16 protein-coding genes, 2 tRNA genes and 2 pseudogenes are annotated in these 20197 nt (G+C 61.2%); 15 read left to right on the top strand and 5 right to left on the bottom strand.

Translation table 11 applies throughout. From position 1 onward, the window contains the following. The first annotated feature begins 56 nt into the window (after positions 1-56). Positions 57-599, top strand: a complete 543-nt coding sequence (gene orn / locus LRS56_23910; protein ID WDU61804.1) for an oligoribonuclease — start codon at positions 57-59, stop codon at positions 597-599. A 181-nt stretch (positions 600-780) separates the two neighbouring features. Continuing rightward, positions 781-1398 carry a trimeric intracellular cation channel family protein gene (locus LRS56_23905; protein WDU65805.1) on the top strand — a complete coding sequence of 206 codons (618 nt, stop codon included), beginning with the start codon at positions 781-783 and terminating at the stop codon, positions 1396-1398. Here the strand turns inward: LRS56_23905 and queG are convergent. After that, positions 1395-2459, bottom strand: coding sequence for a tRNA epoxyqueuosine(34) reductase QueG (gene queG / locus LRS56_23900; protein WDU61803.1), 1065 nt, complete (start codon positions 2457-2459; stop codon positions 1395-1397). The genes LRS56_23905 and queG overlap by 4 nt on opposite strands. 63 nt (positions 2460-2522) lie before the next feature. On the opposite strand from queG, the gene LRS56_23895 reads away from it, so the two are divergent. The 12 genes and pseudogenes from LRS56_23895 (at position 2523) to LRS56_23840 (ending at position 16870) form a co-directional block, all read left to right on the top strand. Further along, on the top strand, positions 2523-3383 hold the full coding sequence (locus tag LRS56_23895) for an NAD(P)H-hydrate dehydratase (GenBank protein ID WDU61802.1): 861 nt from the start codon (positions 2523-2525) through the stop codon (positions 3381-3383). Further along, positions 3371-3841 carry a tRNA (adenosine(37)-N6)-threonylcarbamoyltransferase complex ATPase subunit type 1 TsaE gene (tsaE, locus tag LRS56_23890; GenBank protein ID WDU61801.1) on the top strand — a complete coding sequence of 157 codons (471 nt, stop codon included), beginning with the start codon at positions 3371-3373 and terminating at the stop codon, positions 3839-3841. The genes LRS56_23895 and tsaE overlap by 13 nt, the downstream gene beginning before the upstream one ends. A gap of 3 nt (positions 3842-3844) precedes the next feature. Continuing rightward, the gene (locus LRS56_23885; GenBank protein WDU65804.1) at positions 3845-5278 is read left to right on the top strand and encodes an N-acetylmuramoyl-L-alanine amidase; all 1434 of its coding nucleotides are present in this window, start codon (positions 3845-3847) and stop codon (positions 5276-5278) included. 14 nt (positions 5279-5292) lie between these two features. Then, positions 5293-7192: pseudogene (mutL, locus tag LRS56_23880) on the top strand (DNA mismatch repair endonuclease MutL). Next, positions 7192-8163, top strand: coding sequence for a tRNA (adenosine(37)-N6)-dimethylallyltransferase MiaA (gene miaA / locus LRS56_23875; protein WDU61800.1), 972 nt, complete (start codon positions 7192-7194; stop codon positions 8161-8163). Before mutL ends, miaA begins: the two are co-directional and overlap by 1 nt. Before the next feature lie 94 nt (positions 8164-8257). Next, positions 8258-8518, top strand: coding sequence for an RNA chaperone Hfq (gene hfq, locus LRS56_23870; GenBank protein WDU65803.1), 261 nt, complete (start codon positions 8258-8260; stop codon positions 8516-8518). 12 nt (positions 8519-8530) lie between these two features. Next, complete coding sequence (gene hflX / locus LRS56_23865; protein ID WDU61799.1) at positions 8531-9832, top strand: GTPase HflX; 1302 nt, start codon at positions 8531-8533, stop codon at positions 9830-9832. Between the two features lie 96 nt (positions 9833-9928). Then, positions 9929-11104, top strand: a complete 1176-nt coding sequence (gene hflK / locus LRS56_23860; GenBank protein ID WDU61798.1) for an FtsH protease activity modulator HflK — start codon at positions 9929-9931, stop codon at positions 11102-11104. Beyond that, positions 11104-11970, top strand: coding sequence for a protease modulator HflC (gene hflC / locus LRS56_23855; GenBank protein ID WDU61797.1), 867 nt, complete (start codon positions 11104-11106; stop codon positions 11968-11970). Before hflK ends, hflC begins: the two co-directional genes overlap by 1 nt. Before the next feature lie 294 nt (positions 11971-12264). Next, positions 12265-13452 (top strand): ATP phosphoribosyltransferase regulatory subunit, encoded by a 1188-nt coding sequence (locus LRS56_23850; protein WDU61796.1) that lies wholly within the window; start codon positions 12265-12267, stop codon positions 13450-13452. A 54-nt stretch (positions 13453-13506) separates the two neighbouring features. Beyond that, on the top strand, positions 13507-14796 hold the full coding sequence (locus LRS56_23845; protein ID WDU61795.1) for an adenylosuccinate synthase: 1290 nt from the start codon (positions 13507-13509) through the stop codon (positions 14794-14796). Positions 14797-14935: 139 nt separating this feature from the next. Then, the gene (locus LRS56_23840) at positions 14936-16870 is read left to right on the top strand and encodes a methyl-accepting chemotaxis protein (GenBank protein WDU61794.1); all 1935 of its coding nucleotides are present in this window, start codon (positions 14936-14938) and stop codon (positions 16868-16870) included. 92 nt (positions 16871-16962) lie between these two features. Here the strand turns inward: LRS56_23840 and LRS56_23835 are convergent, their stop codons facing one another. The 3 genes and pseudogenes from LRS56_23835 to LRS56_23825 form a co-directional block, all read right to left on the bottom strand. After that, complete coding sequence (locus tag LRS56_23835) at positions 16963-18528, bottom strand: iron ABC transporter permease (GenBank protein WDU61793.1); 1566 nt, start codon at positions 18526-18528, stop codon at positions 16963-16965. Beyond that, positions 18528-19552 (bottom strand): annotated as a pseudogene (locus LRS56_23830) (extracellular solute-binding protein). Before LRS56_23830 ends, LRS56_23835 begins: the two are co-directional and overlap by 1 nt. Positions 19553-19696: 144 nt before the next feature. Beyond that, positions 19697-19783: transfer RNA gene (locus LRS56_23825), tRNA-Leu, on the bottom strand. Here LRS56_23825 and LRS56_23820 point away from each other — a divergent pair. Continuing rightward, entirely contained in the window at positions 19758-19952 is a 195-nt protein-coding gene (locus LRS56_23820) for a hypothetical protein (GenBank protein WDU61792.1), read from the top strand. The two genes, LRS56_23825 and LRS56_23820, sit on opposite strands and share 26 nt — an antisense overlap. A 9-nt stretch (positions 19953-19961) precedes the next feature. Here the strand turns inward: LRS56_23820 and LRS56_23815 are convergent. Beyond that, positions 19962-20048, bottom strand: a tRNA-Leu gene (locus LRS56_23815). Positions 20049-20197 lie beyond the last annotated feature (149 nt).

Raw genomic sequence — 20197 nt, 5'->3', positions numbered from 1 at the left:
CACGCCCCCGCCTGCTAAACTGCGCAGCTACGCCAAGGTGCCAAGAGAATCAAGCCATGCAAAACCCACAGAACCTGATTTGGATCGATCTGGAAATGACCGGTCTGAACCCCGACACCGACGTCATCATCGAGATGGCCACCATTGTCACCGACAGCAACCTCAACACCTTGGCCGAAGGTCCGGTGATCGCCATCCACCACAGCGACGCGGTGCTGGCCACCATGGACGAGTGGAACACCCGCACCCACGGCAACTCCGGCCTGACCCAGCGCGTGCGCGACAGCCGCATCAGCATGGCCGAGGCCGAAGCCGAAACCATCGCCTTCCTGGAAAAGTGGGTGCCCAAGGGCAAGTCGCCGATCTGCGGCAACAGCATCTGCCAGGACCGGCGCTTCCTTTATACGCACATGAAGGGGCTGGAAAGCTACTTCCACTATCGCAACCTCGACGTGTCCACTCTGAAAGAGCTGGCTGCGCGCTGGGCGCCGGAAGTCAAAGACAGTTTCCATAAAGGCAGCACCCACCTGGCACTGGATGATATTCGCGAGTCGATCGCCGAGTTGCAGCATTACCGCAAGCATTTCATCAAGGCTTGAATGTCTGGCGCCTGGCCTGGCGCTTTCGCGAGCAAGCCCGCTCCCACGTTTGAATGTGTTCACAGCTTAAAGTGTGGGAGCTGGCTTGCCTGCGATGCAGTCGACACGGTCTTTCGCCTTGCGCCCCCTTTTGGTGCCATCATCAAATGATTAGACTGCGCGCCTCTTTGCAAGGATCGCCATCATGCTGCTGATGCTCTACCTCATCGCCATCACCGCCGAAGCCATGACCGGCGCGCTGTCCGCCGGGCGGCGCGGCATGGACTGGTTCGGTGTAGTGCTGATTGCGTGTGTGACGGCGCTGGGTGGCGGTTCGGTGCGCGATGTGCTGCTGGGGCATTACCCGCTGACCTGGGTCAAGCACCCGGAATACCTGGTGCTGACCTCCATCGCCGCCCTGGTGACGATCTTTATCGCACCGCTGATGCGCCACCTGCGTTCGCTGTTCCTGGCGCTGGACGCCGTGGGCCTGGTGGCCTTTACCCTGATCGGCTGCATGACCGCCCTGGAAATGGGCCACGGCATGTTGGTGGCTTCGGTCAGCGGGGTGATCACCGGCGTCTTCGGCGGCATCCTGCGGGACATTTTCTGCAACGATATCCCACTGATCTTCCGCCGTGAGCTATATGCCAGCGTGTCGTTCCTCGCCGCCTGGTTCTACCTGCTGTGCCTTTATCTGGAACTGCCCAGTGAGCAAGCGATTCTGCTGACCCTGTTCAGCGGCTTTCTCTTACGCCTGCTGGCGATACGGTTTCACTGGGAAATGCCCAAGTTCGTCTACAACGACGACGTGCACTAGCGCTCGGCGTGCTGGTTCAACGCCCATTCCACATGTTCGCGCACCAGTTCCGAGGGGTAATCCCGGCGCGCCTTCAAGGCTTCCAGCACCGGAATGCTCGACGGCGCATTGCCCAGGCCCACGGCCAGGTTGCGCAGCCAGCGCTCATAACCGGCGCGGCGTAGCGGCGAACCTTCGGTGCTGCTGAGGAATTTATCCTCGTCCCACATAAACAGTTCGGCCAGCTCGGCGTTATCCAGATTGTGCCGTGGCTTGAAATCGCTTTCGGCGGTAGGCCGTGCGAAACGATTCCACGGGCAAACGATCTGACAGTCATCGCAGCCGAATACGCGATTGCCGATCAGTGGGCGCAAGTCTTCCGGGATTGCACTTTTGAGTTCGATGGTCAGGTAGGAAATGCAGCGTCGCGCATCCAGCACATAGGGGCCGACGAAGGCATTGGTGGGGCAAATATCCAGGCAGGCGGTGCAGCGGCCGCAGTGCTCGGTGGTATGAGGGGGATCTACCGGCAACGGCAAATCGACAAACAGCTCGCTGAGGAAGAAATAACTGCCGGCCTTGCGATTGAGCACCAGAGTGTTTTTGCCGATCCAGCCGAGTCCGGCCTGTTCGGCGATGGCTTTTTCCAGCACCGGCGCGCTGTCGACAAAGGCACGAAAACCGAAGGGGCCGATTTGCGCCTGGATACGGTCGGCCAATTGCTGCACGCGCTTGCGGATCAGCTTGTGGTAATCGCGGCCCAAGGCGTAACGGGAGATGTAGGCTTTTTCCGGCTTTGCCAGCAGCTGCGCCATCTGGGTGTCGCCTGGCAGGTAATCCATGCGCAGCGACACCACGCGCAAGGTGCCCGGCACCAGTTCGTCGGGATGTGAGCGTTTGCTGCCGTGGGCGCCCATGTATTCCATCTCGCCGTGGTAGCCCGCGTCGAGCCAGCGTTGCAGATGCTGTTCATGCTCGGCCAGGTCCAGGCCGCTGATGCCGACTTGCTGAAAGCCCAGCTCGCGGCCCCAGTCTTTGATCGATTGGGCGAGGGCGGGCAGATCGGTGGTGATGGCAGGCATGAGACAAGGGAAACCGCAGGTTAGATAGGTATAATTCTGCCAGACATCGGAGCTTGAAGACGCATGCCGCAGACAAAACACGTAATAACCGACGTACAGCCGCTGTTGCACGGCCATTTGCCGCAACTGGCTGCGCGTTCCCCGGACGCCCATAAGGGCCAGTTCGGCCACCTGCTGGTCATCGGCGGCGACCGCGGCTTTGGTGGCGCCGCGCTACTGAGCGCCGAAAGTGCCCTGCGCAGTGGCGCAGGCATGGTATCGCTGGCGACTCGCGCGGAGCACGTACCCGCTGCGTTGGCCCGCCTGCCAGAGGTCATGACCCTCGGCGTGAGCTCGGCCAACCAGTTGATGGGGCTGTTGGAAAACATCTCGGTGATCGTGATTGGCCCTGGCCTGGGTGACGCGTCCTGGGGCAAAAGCCTGCTCTCGGTCGCCGCCAACGCTACGCAGCCGCAAGTCTGGGATGCAGACGCCTTGAACCAGCTGGCCACGGGCAGCGTCAGCCTGCCGGCCAACTGCGTGATCACCCCGCATCCGGGCGAGGCAGCACGCTTGTTGGGCATTTCGACAGCCGAGGTTCAGGCCGATCGTCTTAAGGTGGCGCGCGCGTTGAGTCAGACATTCAATGCAGTGGCTATCCTCAAGGGTGCTGGCAGTTTGATCGCCAGCCCGGACGGACGTGTTTCGCGATGTGATCAAGGCCACCCAGCCATGGCGACCGCGGGTCTGGGCGATGTGTTGGCCGGCCTGGTGGGCGCGTTGCTGGCCCAAGGCATGCCGGCGTACGACGCCAGTTGCCTGGCCGTGTGGTTACACGCAACAGCGGGGGATCGCCAAGGCACCTTTGGTCGCGGGCTGGCTGCCGGCGATCTGATCCCCGCCATTCGTCAATTGCTGGAGGAGCAGTCGCCGTGCCTGAAGTAATTCTTTTCCTGGCCGATGAAGACACCATGGTGGCGTTCGGTCATCGCATTGCGCAGGTCACGGGCGGGGTGGGGTTGATCTTTCTTGAGGGCGACCTGGGGGCGGGCAAGACCACTTTGTCCCGTGGGATTATTCGCGGCCTGGGGCACACCGGCGCGGTAAAAAGCCCGACATTCACGTTGGTTGAGCCCTACGAGATCGGGGAGATTCGTGCGTTTCACTTCGACCTCTACCGCCTGGTGGACCCCGAAGAGCTGGAGTACATGGGCATCCGTGATTACTTCGATGAGGACGCGCTGTGCCTGATCGAGTGGCCAGATAAAGGCACAGGCTTTTTGCCAAAGCCGGACCTGACCATTACCATTACGCCGCATGAGCATGGACGTCAGCTGAAGTTGTTGCCCCAGAGCGTGCGCGGCCAGTCGTGGTGCGCCGCTTTGGCATTGGAATTCAAATAATTGATGGGGTTAGGTATGCGCTTTCGCGCGTTGGTTACTGTCGTAGGGGTGTTGCTTGCGGCAATGACTGTCAATGCTCTGGCTGCTTCACAGGTGAAAAGTGTTCGCCTGTGGCGAGCGCCGGATAACACGCGACTGGTGTTCGACCTGTCTGGCCCGGTCCAGCACAGCGTCTTTACCCTGACGGCGCCTGATCGCCTGGTGATCGACATCAACGGTGCGACCCTGGCGGCGCCCTTGAAAGTCTCCACCGCCAACACGCCGATTACCGCCATGCGCTCGGCCCAGCGTACGCCGACCGACCTGCGCGTGGTTATCGACCTGAAAAAAGTCGTGACCCCCAAAAGCTTCTCCCTGGCCCCGAATGCCCAGTATGGCAACCGGCTGGTGGTCGACCTGTTCGACAACGCCGCCGATGCCGCGCCGCCGCCTGCGCCGACCCCGAGCGTGGCCACGGTGCCTGCGGTGCCGGTCAACCCGTCGCAACCCCAGGTCAAATTGCCGCCGCCGCCTCCGGCCCCGGCCGGCAAGCGCGACATCATCGTGGTGATCGACGCCGGCCATGGCGGCGAAGATCCGGGCGCCTCCGGTTCGCGTGGCCAGCATGAAAAAGACGTGGTATTGGCCATCGCCCGCGAGCTGCAGCGCCAGATCAACGGCATGAAAGGCTACCGCGCCGAGCTGACCCGTACCGGCGACTATTTCATTCCATTGCGCGGCCGTACCGAAATCGCCCGCAAGAAGGGCGCCGACCTGTTTGTCTCGATCCACGCCGACGCCGCACCGTCGGCCGCTGCTTTCGGCGCCTCGGTGTTTGCCCTGTCGGACCGCGGCGCTACTTCCGAGACCGCTCGTTGGCTGGCCGACAGCGAAAACCGTTCCGACTTGATCGGCGGGGCCGGCAACGTGTCCCTCGATGACAAAGACAAAATGCTCGCTGGCGTACTGCTCGACCTGTCGATGACCGCTTCGCTGACCTCCAGCTTGAACGTCGGCCAGAAGGTGTTGAGCAATATCGGTCGCGTGACCTCGCTGCACAAACAGCGTGTGGAGCAGGCCGGGTTCATGGTGTTGAAATCGCCGGATATCCCGTCGATCCTGGTGGAAACCGGGTTTATCTCCAACTCCAACGAAGCCTCGAAGCTGGCCAGCGCCAGCCATCAGCAGGCCCTGGCGCGTTCGATCAGCGCCGGTGTTCGCCAGTTCTTCCAGCAGAACCCGCCGCCGGGCACGTATATCGCCTGGTTGCGCGATTCCGGGAAAATCGCCCAAGGCCCGCGTGATCACCGGGTGCAGCCCGGCGACACCCTGGCCATGCTGGCCGTGCGCTTCCAGGTCTCGCCCGCAACGTTGCGCAGCGCCAATAACCTGAAGTCCGATGAATTGAAGGTCGGCCAGATGTTGACCATCCCCGGCACTGAATTGGCGGCACAGTAATGAGCGAATCAGTCTTGAATAGCGGCTCGCGCATCGAACTGCTCAGCCCGCGCCTCGCCAACCAGATTGCGGCGGGCGAGGTGGTTGAACGCCCTGCTTCGGTGATCAAGGAGCTGCTGGAGAACAGCATCGACTCCGGCGCCAAGCGCATTGATGTCGACGTGGAGCAGGGTGGCGTCAAGCTGCTGCGCGTGCGCGACGATGGCAGCGGCATCTCCTCGGATGACCTGCCGCTGGCCCTGGCCCGTCACGCCACCAGTAAGATCCGCGACCTGGAAGACCTGGAGCGGGTAATGAGCCTGGGCTTTCGTGGTGAGGCGTTGGCTTCCATCAGCTCGGTGGCCCGCCTGACCCTGACCTCGCGCACCCGCAGCGCCGAGCAGGCCTGGCAGGTGGAAACCGAAGGCCGTGACATGGCTCCACGGGTCCAGCCGGCTGCGCATCCGGTGGGCACCTCGGTTGAAGTGCGCGACCTGTTCTTCAACACCCCGGCGCGGCGTAAATTCCTCAAGGCCGAAAAAACCGAATTCGATCACCTGCAAGAAGTCATCAAGCGTCTGGCCCTGGCGCGCTTTGATGTGGCGTTTCATTTGCGCCATAACGGCAAGACCATCCTCAGCCTGCACGAAGCCCATGATGATGCGGCGCGTGCCCGGCGTGTGTCGGCCATCTGCGGCGCGGGGTTCCTGGAGCAGGCGCTGCCGATTGAAATCGAGCGTAATGGCCTGCGCCTGTGGGGCTGGGTGGGTTTGCCGACTTTCTCCCGTAGCCAGGCGGATTTGCAGTATTTTTTTTGTAAATGGCCGCGCTGTGCGCGACAAACTGGTGGCCCACGCGGTGCGCCAAGCCTATCGCGATGTGTTGTTCAACGGGCGGCACCCGACGTTTGTGCTGTTTTTTGAGGTCGACCCGTCGGTGGTCGACGTCAACGTGCACCCGACCAAGCACGAAGTGCGCTTCCGTGACGGGCGCATGGTGCATGACTTCCTGTATGGCACCTTGCACCGCGCCTTGGGCGATGTGCGCCCGGATGATCAGCTGTCTGCGCCGATTGTGACGGCAGTGGTTCGTCCGAGCGGTCCGGAAGCCGGCGAGTTCGGCCCTCAAGGCGAAATGAGCCTGGCTGGCAACCTGCTGCAATCGCCGCAGCCGCAGCCGAGTTACACCGCGCCTGGCGCCGGTGCGGGTGCGGGTTACCAGTACCAATACACCCCGCGTGCGCAATCGGCCGTGCCGGTGGCCGAGGCGCAGGCCGCCTATCGTGAATTTTTTGCGCCGCTGCCGGGTGCCGAGCCGAGCGCGGTGGCCTTGCCTGAAGGCGGTGGTGATATTCCGCCGCTGGGCTACGCGTTGGCGCAGCTCAAGGGCATCTACATCCTTTCGGAAAACGCCCACGGGCTGGTGCTGGTGGACATGCACGCCGCCCATGAGCGGATCATGTACGAGCGCCTGAAGATCGCCATGGCCAGCGAAGGGCTGAGCGGCCAGCCGCTGCTGGTGCCGGAATCCCTGGCGGTCAGCCAGCGTGAAGCCGATTGCGCTGAAGAGCACCACAGCGTGTTCCAGAAACTGGGTTTCGAACTGCAACGGCTGGGCCCGGAAACCCTGGCGATCCGCCAGATTCCTGCCTTGCTCAAGCAAGCCGAGGCCAACCGTTTGGTGGCTGACGTGCTGGCCGACCTGATGGAGTACGGCACCAGTGACCGTATCCAGGCGCATATCAACGAGTTGCTTGGCACCATGGCCTGTCACGGTGCGATTCGCGCCAACCGCCGGCTGGCCCTGCCGGAAATGAACGGACTGCTGCGCGATATGGAAAACACCGAGCGCAGCGGCCAATGCAACCATGGCCGGCCGACCTGGACCCAGATGGGCCTGGACGATCTGGACAAACTGTTCCTGCGCGGTCGTTGATGAGTGCCTTGCCCCCCGCGATCTTCCTGATGGGCCCCACGGCCGCCGGCAAGACCGACCTGGCCATCGAGCTGACCAAGGTGCTGCCGTGCGAGCTGATCAGTGTCGACTCTGCCCTGGTTTACCGGGACATGGACATCGGCACCGCCAAGCCTTCCAGGGAGCTGTTGGCCCGATATCCGCATGCCTTGATTGACATCATCGACCCGTCCGAGAGCTATTCGGCGGCGGATTTTCGCACCGATGCCCTGGCGGCCATGGCCGAGATCACCGCGCGCGGCAATATCCCGCTGCTGGTGGGCGGTACGATGCTCTATTACAAGGCTTTGCAGGAAGGTCTGGCGGATATGCCCCCCGCTGACGCCCAAGTGCGCGCCGAGCTTGAGGAAGAGGCGGCACGCCTTGGCTGGCAAGCCCTGCACGACCAATTGGCGGCGGTGGACCCGGTATCCGCCGCACGCATTCACCCCAATGACCCCCAGCGCCTCACTCGCGCCCTGGAAGTCTGGCGTGTGAGCGGGCAGACCATGACTGAACACCGGCTGAAACAAAGTGCGCAAAGTGCTGACGCAGGCGCATCTGGTCGGTCACATTTGCCCTATACTGTGGCGAATCTGGCCATCGCTCCGGCAAATCGCCAGGTGCTGCATGAACGAATTGCACAAAGATTCACAATTATGTTGGAACAGGGGTTTGTAGACGAGGTCGTAGCACTGCGTTCAAGAGGTGACCTGCATCCGGGGCTGCCTTCGATACGTGCTGTAGGTTACCGACAAGTCTGGGATCATCTGGATGGCAAGCTGACGTCAGCCGAAATGCAGGAGCGCGGCATCATTGCCACGCGCCAATTGGCGAAGCGCCAGTTCACCTGGTTGCGCAGCTGGAGCGATTTGCACTGGTTGGACAGCCTGGACAGCGACAATCTGTCACGCGCCTTGAAATACTTGGGAACGGTCTCCATATTGAGCTGAGTCCTTGCAATTGCCGTCTATCCTTGGGGGTGTGACGGCCATAAGCTATCTATTTTCCGATTTTTTATTATTGATCCTTAAAGGAGTGCGGCACATGTCAAAAGGGCATTCGCTACAAGACCCTTACTTGAATACTTTACGTAAAGAGAAAGTGGGGGTTTCCATCTACCTGGTCAACGGTATCAAGCTGCAAGGCACGATCGAGTCGTTCGACCAGTTCGTGATCCTGCTGAAAAACACCGTCAGCCAGATGGTTTACAAGCACGCTATCTCGACAGTCGTTCCAGTTCGTCCAATCCGTCTGCCTAGCGCAGCCGGTGATGAACAGGGTGACGCTGAGCCAGGTAACGCCTGATAGGAGTCTCCTTTGTTCTTTGAGCGCCACGGTGGTGGTGAGCGAGTAATCCTCGTTCACTTGGATGGACAGGACCCTGAGGCGCGCGAAGATCCGCAGGAGTTTCAGGAGTTGGCAAATTCGGCCGGCGCCGAGACCGTTGCGTTTTTTAACGTACCGCGTCATCGGCCAACCGCCAAATACCTGATTGGCAGCGGCAAGGTCGAGGAGCTGCGCGACCTGGTCCATGCTGAAGAAGCCGATCTGGTGATCTTCAATCACACCCTCACGCCCAGTCAGGAACGTAACCTCGAACGTGTTTTCGAGTGTCGCGTGATCGACCGCACCGGCCTGATTCTCGATATTTTCGCCCAGCGCGCCCGTACCCATGAAGGCAAGCTCCAGGTTGAACTGGCCCAGCTTGACCACATGAGCACCCGGCTGGTTCGTGGCTGGACTCACCTTGAGCGTCAGGGTGGCGGTATCGGCATGCGTGGCCCGGGTGAAACCCAGCTCGAAACCGACCGACGTCTGCTGCGGGTGCGCCTGCGCCAGATCAAGGGCCGCCTGGAAAAAGTCCGCAGCCAGCGTGAGCAATCGCGCCGTGGTCGTTCGCGGGCGGATATCCCTACCGTGTCCCTGGTGGGCTATACCAACGCCGGCAAATCCACGCTGTTCAACAACGTGACCCAATCCGACGTGTACGCGGCCGACCAGCTGTTCGCCACGCTGGACCCGACCTTGCGCCGTCTGGATATCGACGACCTGGGGCCGATTGTCCTGGCCGACACCGTGGGTTTTATTCGCCACTTGCCACACAAACTGGTCGAGGCGTTTCGGTCTACGCTCGAAGAGTCGAGCAATTCCGACCTGCTGTTGCACGTGATCGATGCGGCCGAACCGGATCGCATGCTGCAGATTGAGCAGGTGATGGTGGTGCTGGGTGAGATTGGTGCCCAGGACTTGCCGATCCTCGAGGTCTATAACAAACTCGATTTGCTTGAAGGCGTTGAGCCACAAATCCAGCGTGACGAGAACGGCAAGCCCCAGCGGGTCTGGCTGTCGGCGCGAGATGGGAGTGGTTTGGAGCTGCTTGAACAGGCCATTGCCGAGTTGTTGGGCAGTGATTTGTTTGTCGGCACCTTGCGCTTGCCTCAGCGTTTTGCTCGACTGCGTGCACAGTTTTTCGAGCTGGGCGCGGTACAGAAAGAAGAACACGACGAAGAAGGGGTCAGCTTGCTGGCCGTTCGATTGCCGCGCTCGGAGCTCAACCGGCTGGTCAGCCGCGAGGGTGTCGTACCGACAGAGTTCATCGAACAACACACTTTGCAATAAAAGCCTCCGAAAGCGGTTGTGCCGCAGTAGCAGGCATTCTGTAGCATTGGTCGGCGCGCCGTGGGTGCGTCTTTGCTTTATCAGATGGAGAGCGCTATGGCTTGGAATGAGCCGGGTGGCAACTCGAATAATCAGGATCCTTGGGGTGGTAAACGCCGCAATAATGGCGACCGCAAGGGGCCACCAGATCTCGACGAGGCCTTCCGAAAGCTGCAGGAAAGCCTGAATGGGTTGTTCGGTGGTGGAAAAAAACGTGGTGGTGACGACGGCGGTCGCACAAGCAAGGGCGGCGGCTACGGCCTGCTGGGCCTGGGTCTTGTCGTGCTGGCGGCCGTATGGCTGTACAGCGCCGTTTACGTAGTGGATGAGCAGGAGCAGGCCGTGGTGCTGCGCTTCGGCAAATACTACGAAACAGTCGGCCCCGGCCTGAACATCTATTTCCCGCCGATCGACAAGAAGTACATGGAGAACGTCACGCGTGAGCGTGCCTACACCAAGCAGGGCCAGATGCTGACCGAAGACGAGAACATCGTCGAAGTGCCGCTGACCGTGCAGTACAAGATCAGCAACCTGCAGGACTTCGTGCTGAACGTTGATCAGCCGGAAATCAGTCTGCAACACGCGACCGAAAGCGCCCTGCGCCACGTGGTGGGTTCCACCGCCATGGACCAGGTGCTGACCGAAGGTCGTGAATTGATGGCCAGCGAAATCAAGGAGCGCCTGCAACGGTTCCTCGATACCTACCGCACCGGTATCACCGTTACCCAGGTGAACGTACAGAGCGCAGCGGCACCGCGTGAAGTGCAGGAAGCCTTCGATGACGTGATCCGCGCCCGTGAAGACGAGCAGCGTTCGCGCAACCAGGCTGAAACCTATGCCAACGGCGTCGTGCCGGAAGCCCGTGGTCAGGCCCAGCGCATCCTCGAAGATGCCAACGGTTACCGCGACGAAGTGGTCTCCCGCGCCAAGGGTGAGGCGGATCGCTTTACCAAGCTGGTCGCCGAGTACCGCAAGGCTCCGGAAGTCACGCGTGAGCGTCTGTACCTGGACACCATGCAGGAAGTCTTCAGCAACACCAGCAAGGTCCTCGTGACCGGCAGCAAAGGTGGGCAGAACAACCTGCTGTACCTGCCGCTGGACAAGATGATCGAAGGTGGTCGTAGCAGCACCAGCGCACCGTCCACCGGTTCCAATGCCGCTGCCAACGAAGCGAGCGCCCGTGCGGCCGCTGACTTGCTGCAACAGCAAACACGTACCAGGGAGAGTCGTTGATGAGCAATAAATCGCTGACCGCCCTGATTGTGGGCGTCGTCGTGGTCATCGCTGCCTGGAACTGCTTCTACATCGTGTCTCAGACCGAGCGCGCGGTGTTGCTGCAATTCGGTCGTGTGGTCCAGGCGGATGTCCAGCCGGGCCTGCATGTGAAAGTCCCCTACGTGAACCAGGTGCGCAAGTTCGACGGCCGCCTGATGACCCTGGATGCACCGACACAGCGCTTCCTGACCCTGGAAAAGAAAGCCGTGATGGTTGACGCCTACGCCAAGTGGCGCGTCAAGGATGCCGAGCGCTTCTACACCGCGACTTCCGGCCTCAAGCAGATTGCCGACGAGCGTTTGTCGCGCCGTCTGGAGTCGGGCCTGCGTGACCAGTTTGGTAAGCGCACCCTGCACGAGGTGGTATCTGGTGAACGTGATGCGCTGATGGCGGATATCACCCGTTCGCTGAACACAATGGCGGAAAAAGAGCTGGGCATCGAAGTGGTCGATGTTCGGGTCAAGGCCATTGACCTGCCGAAGGAAGTGAACCGCAGCGTGTTCGAGCGTATGAGCACCGAGCGTGAGCGTGAAGCCCGTGAGCACCGCGCCAAGGGTAATGAACTGGCGGAAGGGATCCGTGCGGATGCCGATCGTCAGCGTCGTGTACTGTTGGCTGAAGCCTATCGCGAGTCTGAAGAGGCGCGTGGTGATGGTGATGCTCAAGCCGCGGCGATCTACGCCAAGGCGTACGGCCAGGACCAGGAGTTCTACGCGTTCTACCGTAGCCTGCGCGCCTACCGTGAAAGCTTCGCGAACAAAACCGACGTCATGGTGCTGGACCCAAGCAGCGACTTCTTCCGCTACCTGGAAAAGTCCAAGTAACCGGCCCGTGATTCTGTAGGCATCACTCCCGCCTGGCGGCTAAAACGCCTGGCGGGGTGATCCTTTCAGAAAACGGGTGTATGATGCGGCAGCCGGGAAATTCCCGGCTTTTTTGCGTCTGCATGTTTGATTCGGCAGGCGTGACAGGTTTTTCGAGGAAAGTGCCCGACGAGGCCGGTTACAGGTCGTTCGTCACGTCGCTCTTGCGCGTGGTTTATGCAGGGGGCGGGTATTTTCTGCTTCACTCAAGGCTCGGCCGAGGGCTGGCCGCCCGGATCATAGGGGAATGGCGTAATGGCAACGGTAGACCGCTGGCTGCTGCCAGATGGCATCGAAGAAGTACTGCCACCGGAAGCTGCGCGCATTGAAGTAGCGCGTCGCCAGGTGTTGGATCTGTTCCAGAGCTGGGGTTACGAGTTTGTCGTGACCCCCCATATCGAGTACCTGGAATCCCTGCTGACCGGCGCGGGCCAGGACCTGGATCTGCGCACCTTCAAGGTCATCGACCCGCAGTCGGGTCGGCAAATGGGTTTCCGTGCCGACATCACGCCGCAAGTGGCGCGCATCGATGCGCACACCCTGCGCCGCGAAGGCCCGAGCCGCCTGTGCTACGCCGGCAGCGTGCTGCATGCTCAGCCGCGTGCCTTGTCGTCTTCGCGTAGCCCGATCCAGTTGGGCGCCGAGTTGTACGGCGACGCCAGCCCGAGCAGCGACGTTGAAGTGATCAGCCTGATGCTGGCCATGCTGCAACTGGCCGATGTGCCGGATGTGCACATGGACCTGGGCCACGTCGGTATCTACCGTGGCCTGGCGCGTGCGGCCGGTTTGTCCGGTGAAGTGGAACAACAATTGTTCGATGCCCTGCAACGCAAGGCGATCGACGAAGTGATCGCGCTTACCGAAAGCGTGCCGGCTGACCTCGCCGAAATGCTGCGCGCACTGGTCAACCTGTGCGGCGGCCGTGAAGTGCTGGTGGCGGCGCGGGAGCGTCTGGCCAAGGCGCCGGCCCCGGTATTGGCGGCACTGGATGACGTGTTGGCGATTGCCGAGCAGTTGTCGGCGCGCTTCCCGGAGTTGCCGCTGTATTTCGACCTGGGTGAGTTGCGCGGCTACCACTACCACACCGGTGTGGTGTTCGCGGTATTTGTACCGGGTGTTGGCCAGGCCATCGCCCAAGGCGGTCGTTATGACGATATCGGCGCCGACTTCGGTCGTGCGCGTCCGGCCACCGGCTTTTCCACCGATTTGAAAACCCTGGTGACCCTGGGGCGTGCTGAGGTCGAGCTGCCGTCTGGTGGCATCTGGATGCCCGACAGTACGGACGCAGCACTCTGGCAGCAGGTTTGCCAGTTGCGCAGTGAGGGTCAGCGTGTTGTCCAGGCATTGCCTGGGCAGCCATTGGCCGCCGCCCGTGAAGCGGACTGCGACCGGCAATTGATTCTGCAGAACGGGCTTTGGCAAGTATCGCCACTGGCTTCTTGAGTTTTCCTGCCGGCCATCGCCGGCACCAAGTTTGCGCGAATGAGGACAAGTGTTATGGGTAAGAATGTCGTAGTCCTGGGCACCCAATGGGGTGATGAGGGCAAAGGCAAGATCGTTGATCTGCTGACCGAACATGCTGCCGCCGTAGTGCGCTACCAAGGTGGCCACAACGCTGGCCACACCCTGGTCATCGATGGCGAAAAAACCGTCTTGCACCTGATCCCGTCGGGCGTGCTGCGCGAAGGCGTGCAGTGCCTGATCGGCAACGGCGTGGTGGTTGCACCTGACGCCCTGCTGCGTGAGATCACCAAGCTGGAAGAGAAAGGCGTACCGGTGCGCGAGCGCCTGCGTATCAGCCCGTCCTGCCCGCTGATCCTGTCCTTCCACGTTGCGCTGGACCAGGCCCGTGAAAAGGCGCGTGGCGAGCTGAAGATCGGTACGACCGGTCGCGGCATCGGCCCGGCTTACGAAGACAAGGTTGCCCGTCGTGGCCTGCGTGTGGGCGACCTGCTCAACATGCCGCGCTTTGAAGACAAGCTGCGTGAACTGGTGGATTACCACAACTTCATGCTGGTGGGTTACTACAAAGAGCCGGCCATCGAGTTCGAAAAGACCCTGGCCGAGTGCAAGGAATACGCTGAGCTGCTCAAGCCGCTGATGCTGGACGTGACTGCCGAGCTGCACGACCTGCGTCGCGCCGGCAAAGACATCATGTTCGAAGGCGCCCAAGGTTCGTTGCTGGACATCGACCACGGTACCTACCCGTACGTGACCAGCTCCAACACCACCGCGGGTGGTGTTGCGACCGGTTCGGGTGTTGGCCCGATGTTCCTGGACTACATCCTGGGCATCACCAAGGCTTACACCACCCGTGTAGGTTCGGGTCCGTTCCCGACTGAACTGTTCGACGAAGTCGGTGCGCACCTGGCCAAACAAGGTCATGAATTCGGCGCGACCACCGGCCGTGCTCGTCGTTGCGGCTGGTTCGACGCCGTTATCCTGCGTCGCGCTATCGATGTGAACAGCATCTCGGGCATCTGCCTGACCAAGCTGGATGTGCTCGACGGTCTGGAAGCCATCAATATCTGCGTCGGCTACAAAGATGCAGACGGCAAAGACGTTGCCCCGACTGACGCCGACAGCTACGTGGGCCTGCAGCCGGTGTACGAAGAAGTGCCGGGCTGGACCGAATCGACCGTGGGTGCCAAAACCCTGGAAGAGCTGCCGGCCAACGCCCGTGCTTACATCAAGCGCGTTGAAGAGCTGATCGGCGCACCGATCGACATTATTTCGACGGGGCCGGACCGCAACGAAACCATCGTTCTGCGTCACCCGTTCGCTTAATAAGCTGTTGATGTAAAAAGCAAAGGGCTCCTTCGGGAGCCCTTTGTCGTTTCTGTTCATCAAGCGGCACGACCCTTGCTTTGGTTCTTTCTTTCGCGGTGCTATCAAATTAATGGCACCCGTGGTGGAGGGATTCCCGATGTCTGCCGTTCTCTCATTGTTACAAAGCCGTCTGTTGCGGCCGGTGTTCGTTACCCTCGGTATCGCTCTTTTGGTGCAGGTGCTGGTGGCGGTCGCTCTAACCCGAAGCACGGTCACGGCCCTGGAGGCCGATTTAGGCAATCGCCTGGGGGTCGACAGCCAGAAACTGTCGGGTGAATTGGCTCAGGCCGGCAAGGAAGTCACGTCGAGCCTGGACAGCCTTTCCACCAGCACCCGTCAGCGTCTTACGGCGGGGCTTTCCACGCGTCTGCAGGAAGAGCAGAAGCAATTGCGTGCGACCCTGGAAAAAGACCTGCAGGACTCCGCCAATGACATGGCGCAACTGCTGGCCTCGGTGGCGCCCCGCGCCATGTGGGACAGCGACGTGCCGACACTCTCGGAGTTTGCCCGGCGCGCCCAGCGCAATCCGAATGTATTGTTTGTGGTGTATGACGACGCGGCGGGTGAGCACCTGACCCGTTACCTGAACCGTGAAAACCCGATCAACCAGGCACTGTTGGAAAAGGGCAAGGGCGACCGCGCCCTGGATAAAGTGCTCGATGCGGCAAAAAATGACCCTTCGGTGTTCTACGTCGAGGCGTCCATCAGCCCTAACGGCGTTGAGATTGGCAAGGTGCGCATGGGCGTCTCGACCGCGGCCGTAGAGACCGACCTGGCGGCGCTGGACAAGCGTTTTGCCGCGCTGATCGCCAGTGGTGATCAACTGGTGGGCGACAGCCTCAAGGGTGCGGCGGCCGATAGTGCGGCAGCCATGGGCGCACGCCTGCAGTCGGCGCAAGCCACCGCAACCCAAATGACCGCCAACACCACCGGCGCCGTGCAGGAGGCTGCCGGCACGCTGCGCTGGCGCATCGGTATGGGCCTTGCGGTGGTTGGCTTTGGCGTGTTGCTGCTGATCGCCGTGGTGCTCGGGCGGCGCGTGGTCAATCGGCTGAAGCTGTTGATTGCGGCCATGGACGACCTGGCGGCTGGCGAGGGCGACCTTACCAAGCGTGTGCAGATCAGCAGCAAGGACGAAATCGGCGACATGGCGTCGGCGGTCAATCGCTTTGTGGATAAGTTGCAGCCGATCGTGCGTGAGGCGGGCGATGTGGCTCAGCGTACCGGTGTGGAAATCGGCGCCATGACCTTGCGCAATGCCGGGGCCGACAAGGCGGCCGGCTTGCAGCGTGACGAAGTCGCCGAAAGTTTGCGCGCCCTCTCGCAAATGGCCGACGAAGCCCAGGCCGAAAGCCATGCGATGCAGGCGGCGTTGCAGCAGGTGGTGGATATTCGCCAGGCCACGGACGAAAACTCACGCACCTCGACGGAAGTCGGCAGCCTGATCGAGGCGCTGGCGGGGCAAGTGCAGGCCGGCTCTCAGGTGATTGAACGGCTGGCACAGCAGAGTGAGCAGATCGAAGTGGTGCTGACGGTGATTCACGGTATTGCCGAACAGACCAACCTGTTGGCGCTCAACGCGGCCATCGAAGCGGCGCGTGCCGGTGAAACCGGACGTGGTTTTGCGGTGGTGGCGGACGAAGTGCGGGCGCTGGCAAGTAAAACCCAAAGCTCTACCGGTGATATCCAGGCGCATATCGTTGCGCTGCAGCAGGGGGCGCGTGAGGCGGTGGAAACCATCGGCAAGGCTGGGCGCCAGGCCAATGAAGGTTTGCTGGTGCTGCGTGACAGCGTGCGCTTGCAGCAGACCGTGCAGGCTTCAGTCGAGCAGGTGCATGCGGCGATTGGGTTGGCCACGCGTGCGGCTGAGCATCAGGCGCAGGGCGCGCATGCGGTGCGTGGGCGGGTTGAGGTGATCCATGCCCAGGCCGAGCGTGCGGCGCAGGCGGTGCAGGAGACGACCGCCAGTGGCAAGGTGCTGGATGGGTTGGCGGCGCAGTTGAAGGCGAGTCTGGGGCAGTTTCGGGCCTAGCTTCGTCTGCACCGGCGGCATCGCAGGCAAGCCGGCTCCCACATTTGGAATGCATTTCAACCTGTGGGAAGGGCTTGCCCCCGATAGCGATCTCAGCGGCTCAGGTACATCCGCGTCGTGAGCAAATACACCGGCAACCCCGACACCAGAATCAGCAGCGCCGCATAAGGCGCTGCCGCCGCAAACTCCACATTCGAGGTATGCGCCCACACGGCCGTGGCCAGGGTGTTCAGCCCGGTCGGGCTGAGCAGCAGGGTCGCCGTCAATTCCTTCATTGCATCCAGGAACACCAGCGCAAACGCCGCACCCAATGCCGGGAAGATAATCGGCAGGGTCACCCGGCAAAACGCGCTGAACGATGATGCGCCCAACGTGCGTGCGGCTTCTTCCAGCTGCGGCGCGGCCTTGTTCAGGGCCGTGCGGATCGGTGCCTGAGCCAGTGGCAAAAACAGCAATGCATACGCAATCAGCAGCAATGCCGACGTTTGATACAGCGCCGGCACGTAATGCAGTGCGAAGTACACCAGCGTCAGCGCAATGACCAGGCCGGGCAGGGCGTGCAGCAGGTATGGCAGGCGTTCGGCCCAGATCGCCAGCTGGCCTTTGTAGCGCACCACCAGCAGCCCCACCGGCACCGCCAGCGCCAGGCACAGTGCGGCGCCACCCAGGGACAACGCCAGCGAAGACAGTAACGCCTCGCCAATCTCGGCCAGCGGAAACGCTGCCGACGAACCCACCGCCAGCCAGTACCCGAGCATCCCCAGGGGAATGCCGCTGCCGATGATCGCCAGCGCCAGGCAATACGCCTGGCCCAGGGCCGCCCACTGGCCCAGCTTGACCTGTTCCGCGTGCCGCGCTGCGCCCTGGCCGATACGTACGTGGCGACCCTTGCCGCGCACGCGCAACTCCAGCCACAGCAGGGTCAGGCACATCACCAGCAGCACCGCCGAGAGCATCGCGGCATTGGCATTGCTGAATTCCAGTTCGAATTGTTGGTAGATCGCGGTGGTAAACGTCTGCAGGCCGATAATCGACAGCGCGCCGAATTCCACCAGCATATGTAATGCAATCAAGAGCGCCCCGGCCAGCAGCGAAGGCCACAGCAAAGGCAGCGTGATCCGAAAAAACACGCCCCAGCGATTCAGGCCCAGGGTGCGCGCCGATTCTTCCAGCGAAGGGTCAAGATTGCGCAGGGTCGCCGCCACCGGCAGAAACACCAGCGGGTACTTTGAAAGGGTCATCACCAGAATCGCGCCGCCGAGCCCTTCGAAGTTGGCACTCAGCGACACCCAGGTAAAGCTGCTGACAAACGCCGGCACTGCGAATGGCAGGCACAGGATCACGCCCCAGATCCGTCGCCCCGGCAGGTTGCTGCGCTCCAGCAGCCAGGCCAGGGACAGGCCGATCACGCCGCAAGCCACCGTAACCCCGATCATCAGGGCCAGGGTGTTGCGCAGCAACCCGAATACATAGGGCCGCCACAACAGGTGCACCGCCTCCGCCCAGCCGGCCTGCCAGGCTTTGGTCCCGACATACACCAGTGGCAGCAGGCTCAGGCCAACCAGAAACAGCACAGGGAGCAACAGCCAGATCGAGGGGCGCTTGCGCCGCGGGCTGAAACCCCCGCGCAGGGCGGGGGCGGGTAGCGATGGATTCATCAGTTCAAGCCAACGTCACGTTCCAGGTCCAGGGCTTCTTCGGCGTTGCCCAGGTCGGCGGGGGTGACTTTCGGCGGTTGCAGCTCGCTGAAGGGCTTGAGGCCACGGTTGGACTGCATGCCCTTGCGCAGCGGGTATTCGGCCGAGGTGTTGGTGATCACGCGTTGGCCTTCTTCACTGGCCATGAACGCCAGCAGTTGCTGCGCTTCTTTCGGGTGTTTGCTGGATTTGAGCGCTGCAGCCGACGACACGGTGATCAGGCCGCCTGCGTCGCCATTGGTGAAGTAATGCAGTTGGGAATCCAGATTGGTTTTTTCTTTCTTCAGGGCAAACCAATAGTAGTTGTTCACCAGTACGGTGGCCACTTCGCCGTTTTCCACGGCTTTGAGGGCGACCATGTTGTTGCTGTACACCTTGCCGAAGGCGCGCAGGCCGGTCAGCCATTCTTCAGCGGCTTCACGCCCGTGCAGCTTGATGATCGCCACGGCCTGTTCCTGGAACGCGCCGCTGGTGGGTACGAAGCCGACCTTGCCTTGCCATTCGGGGCCTGCGAAATCCAGTACCGACTTGGGCAAGTCTTTTTCAGCGATCAGTTTCGGGTTGAAGGCCACGACGCGGGTGCGTGCGGTCACACCCATCCAGTCGCCATTGCTGCCGACGTAATCCTTGGGCAATACATCAAGGGTGGCGGCGTCGATCTTCGCCAGCAGGCCTTGCTCGCCGAGTTTGTTCAGGGGGGGGATTCTTCGGTGTAGATCACGTCGGCCGGGGAGCGATCACCTTCTTCTACCACTTGGCTGGCCAGCTGGTTACTGCTGCCTTTGCGCACGTTGACGTGGATGCCGGTCTTGGCCTCGAAGGCTTTGGCGAGTTCATCGCCGACTTCTTTATGTTGGCCGTTGTACAGGGTCAGAGAGGCCTTGTCGGCGGAGTAGGCGGTGGGCGAGAGCAGGGTCAGGCCGAGCAGAGTGAGGGTCAGGCCACGCAGAAGGGATGTCTTGAGACGGGTATCGCGGATCATCATCCGAAGTGTTCCTCGCTTGTATGCAACAAATCATTGCAAGGATAAACGATAAAACTTCTCAAGTGCGGACAAGGGGTAAATCGCTGGGCAGGTTTTCAAACCCCGGAAACGAAAAAACCCGCTTTCGCGGGTTTGATCTGAATTTGGTGCCCAGGAGAAGACTCGAACTTCCACGACCTTGCGATCACCAGCACCTGAAGCTGGCGTGTCTACCAATTTCACCACCTGGGCATTATCAAGCAACGTTGCCGCTGTTGATGGGGCGAACTATACGGCGGGCTTTTTGATCTGTAAACCCCTGATTCAAAAATATAAATCAAGATTCTTGTTAAAAATCAAAGGCCTGAAACGCAAAAACCCGCTTTCGCGGGTTTTTGGAGACTCAAGGTTGAAATCTTGAGTTTGAAATTGGTGCCCAGGAGAAGACTCGAACTTCCACGACCTTGCGATCACCAGCACCTGAAGCTGGCGTGTCTACCAATTTCACCACCTGGGCAGCATCAACAACGTTGCCGTCGTCGATGGCGCGCACTATACGGAGCGAATTTTAAGCTGTAAACCCCTGCCATGAAAAAAGCCTGGAAAATCTCACCAATGGTCGTGCAAGGTGTCTGTCAGGGGCTGCAAAGGGCTTTAAAAGGCTTG

The sequence above is a fragment of the Pseudomonas poae genome (assembly GCA_028869255.1).
Classification (GTDB): domain Bacteria; phylum Pseudomonadota; class Gammaproteobacteria; order Pseudomonadales; family Pseudomonadaceae; genus Aquipseudomonas; species Aquipseudomonas poae_C.
This window is presented reverse-complemented; position numbering and strand designations above follow the sequence as displayed.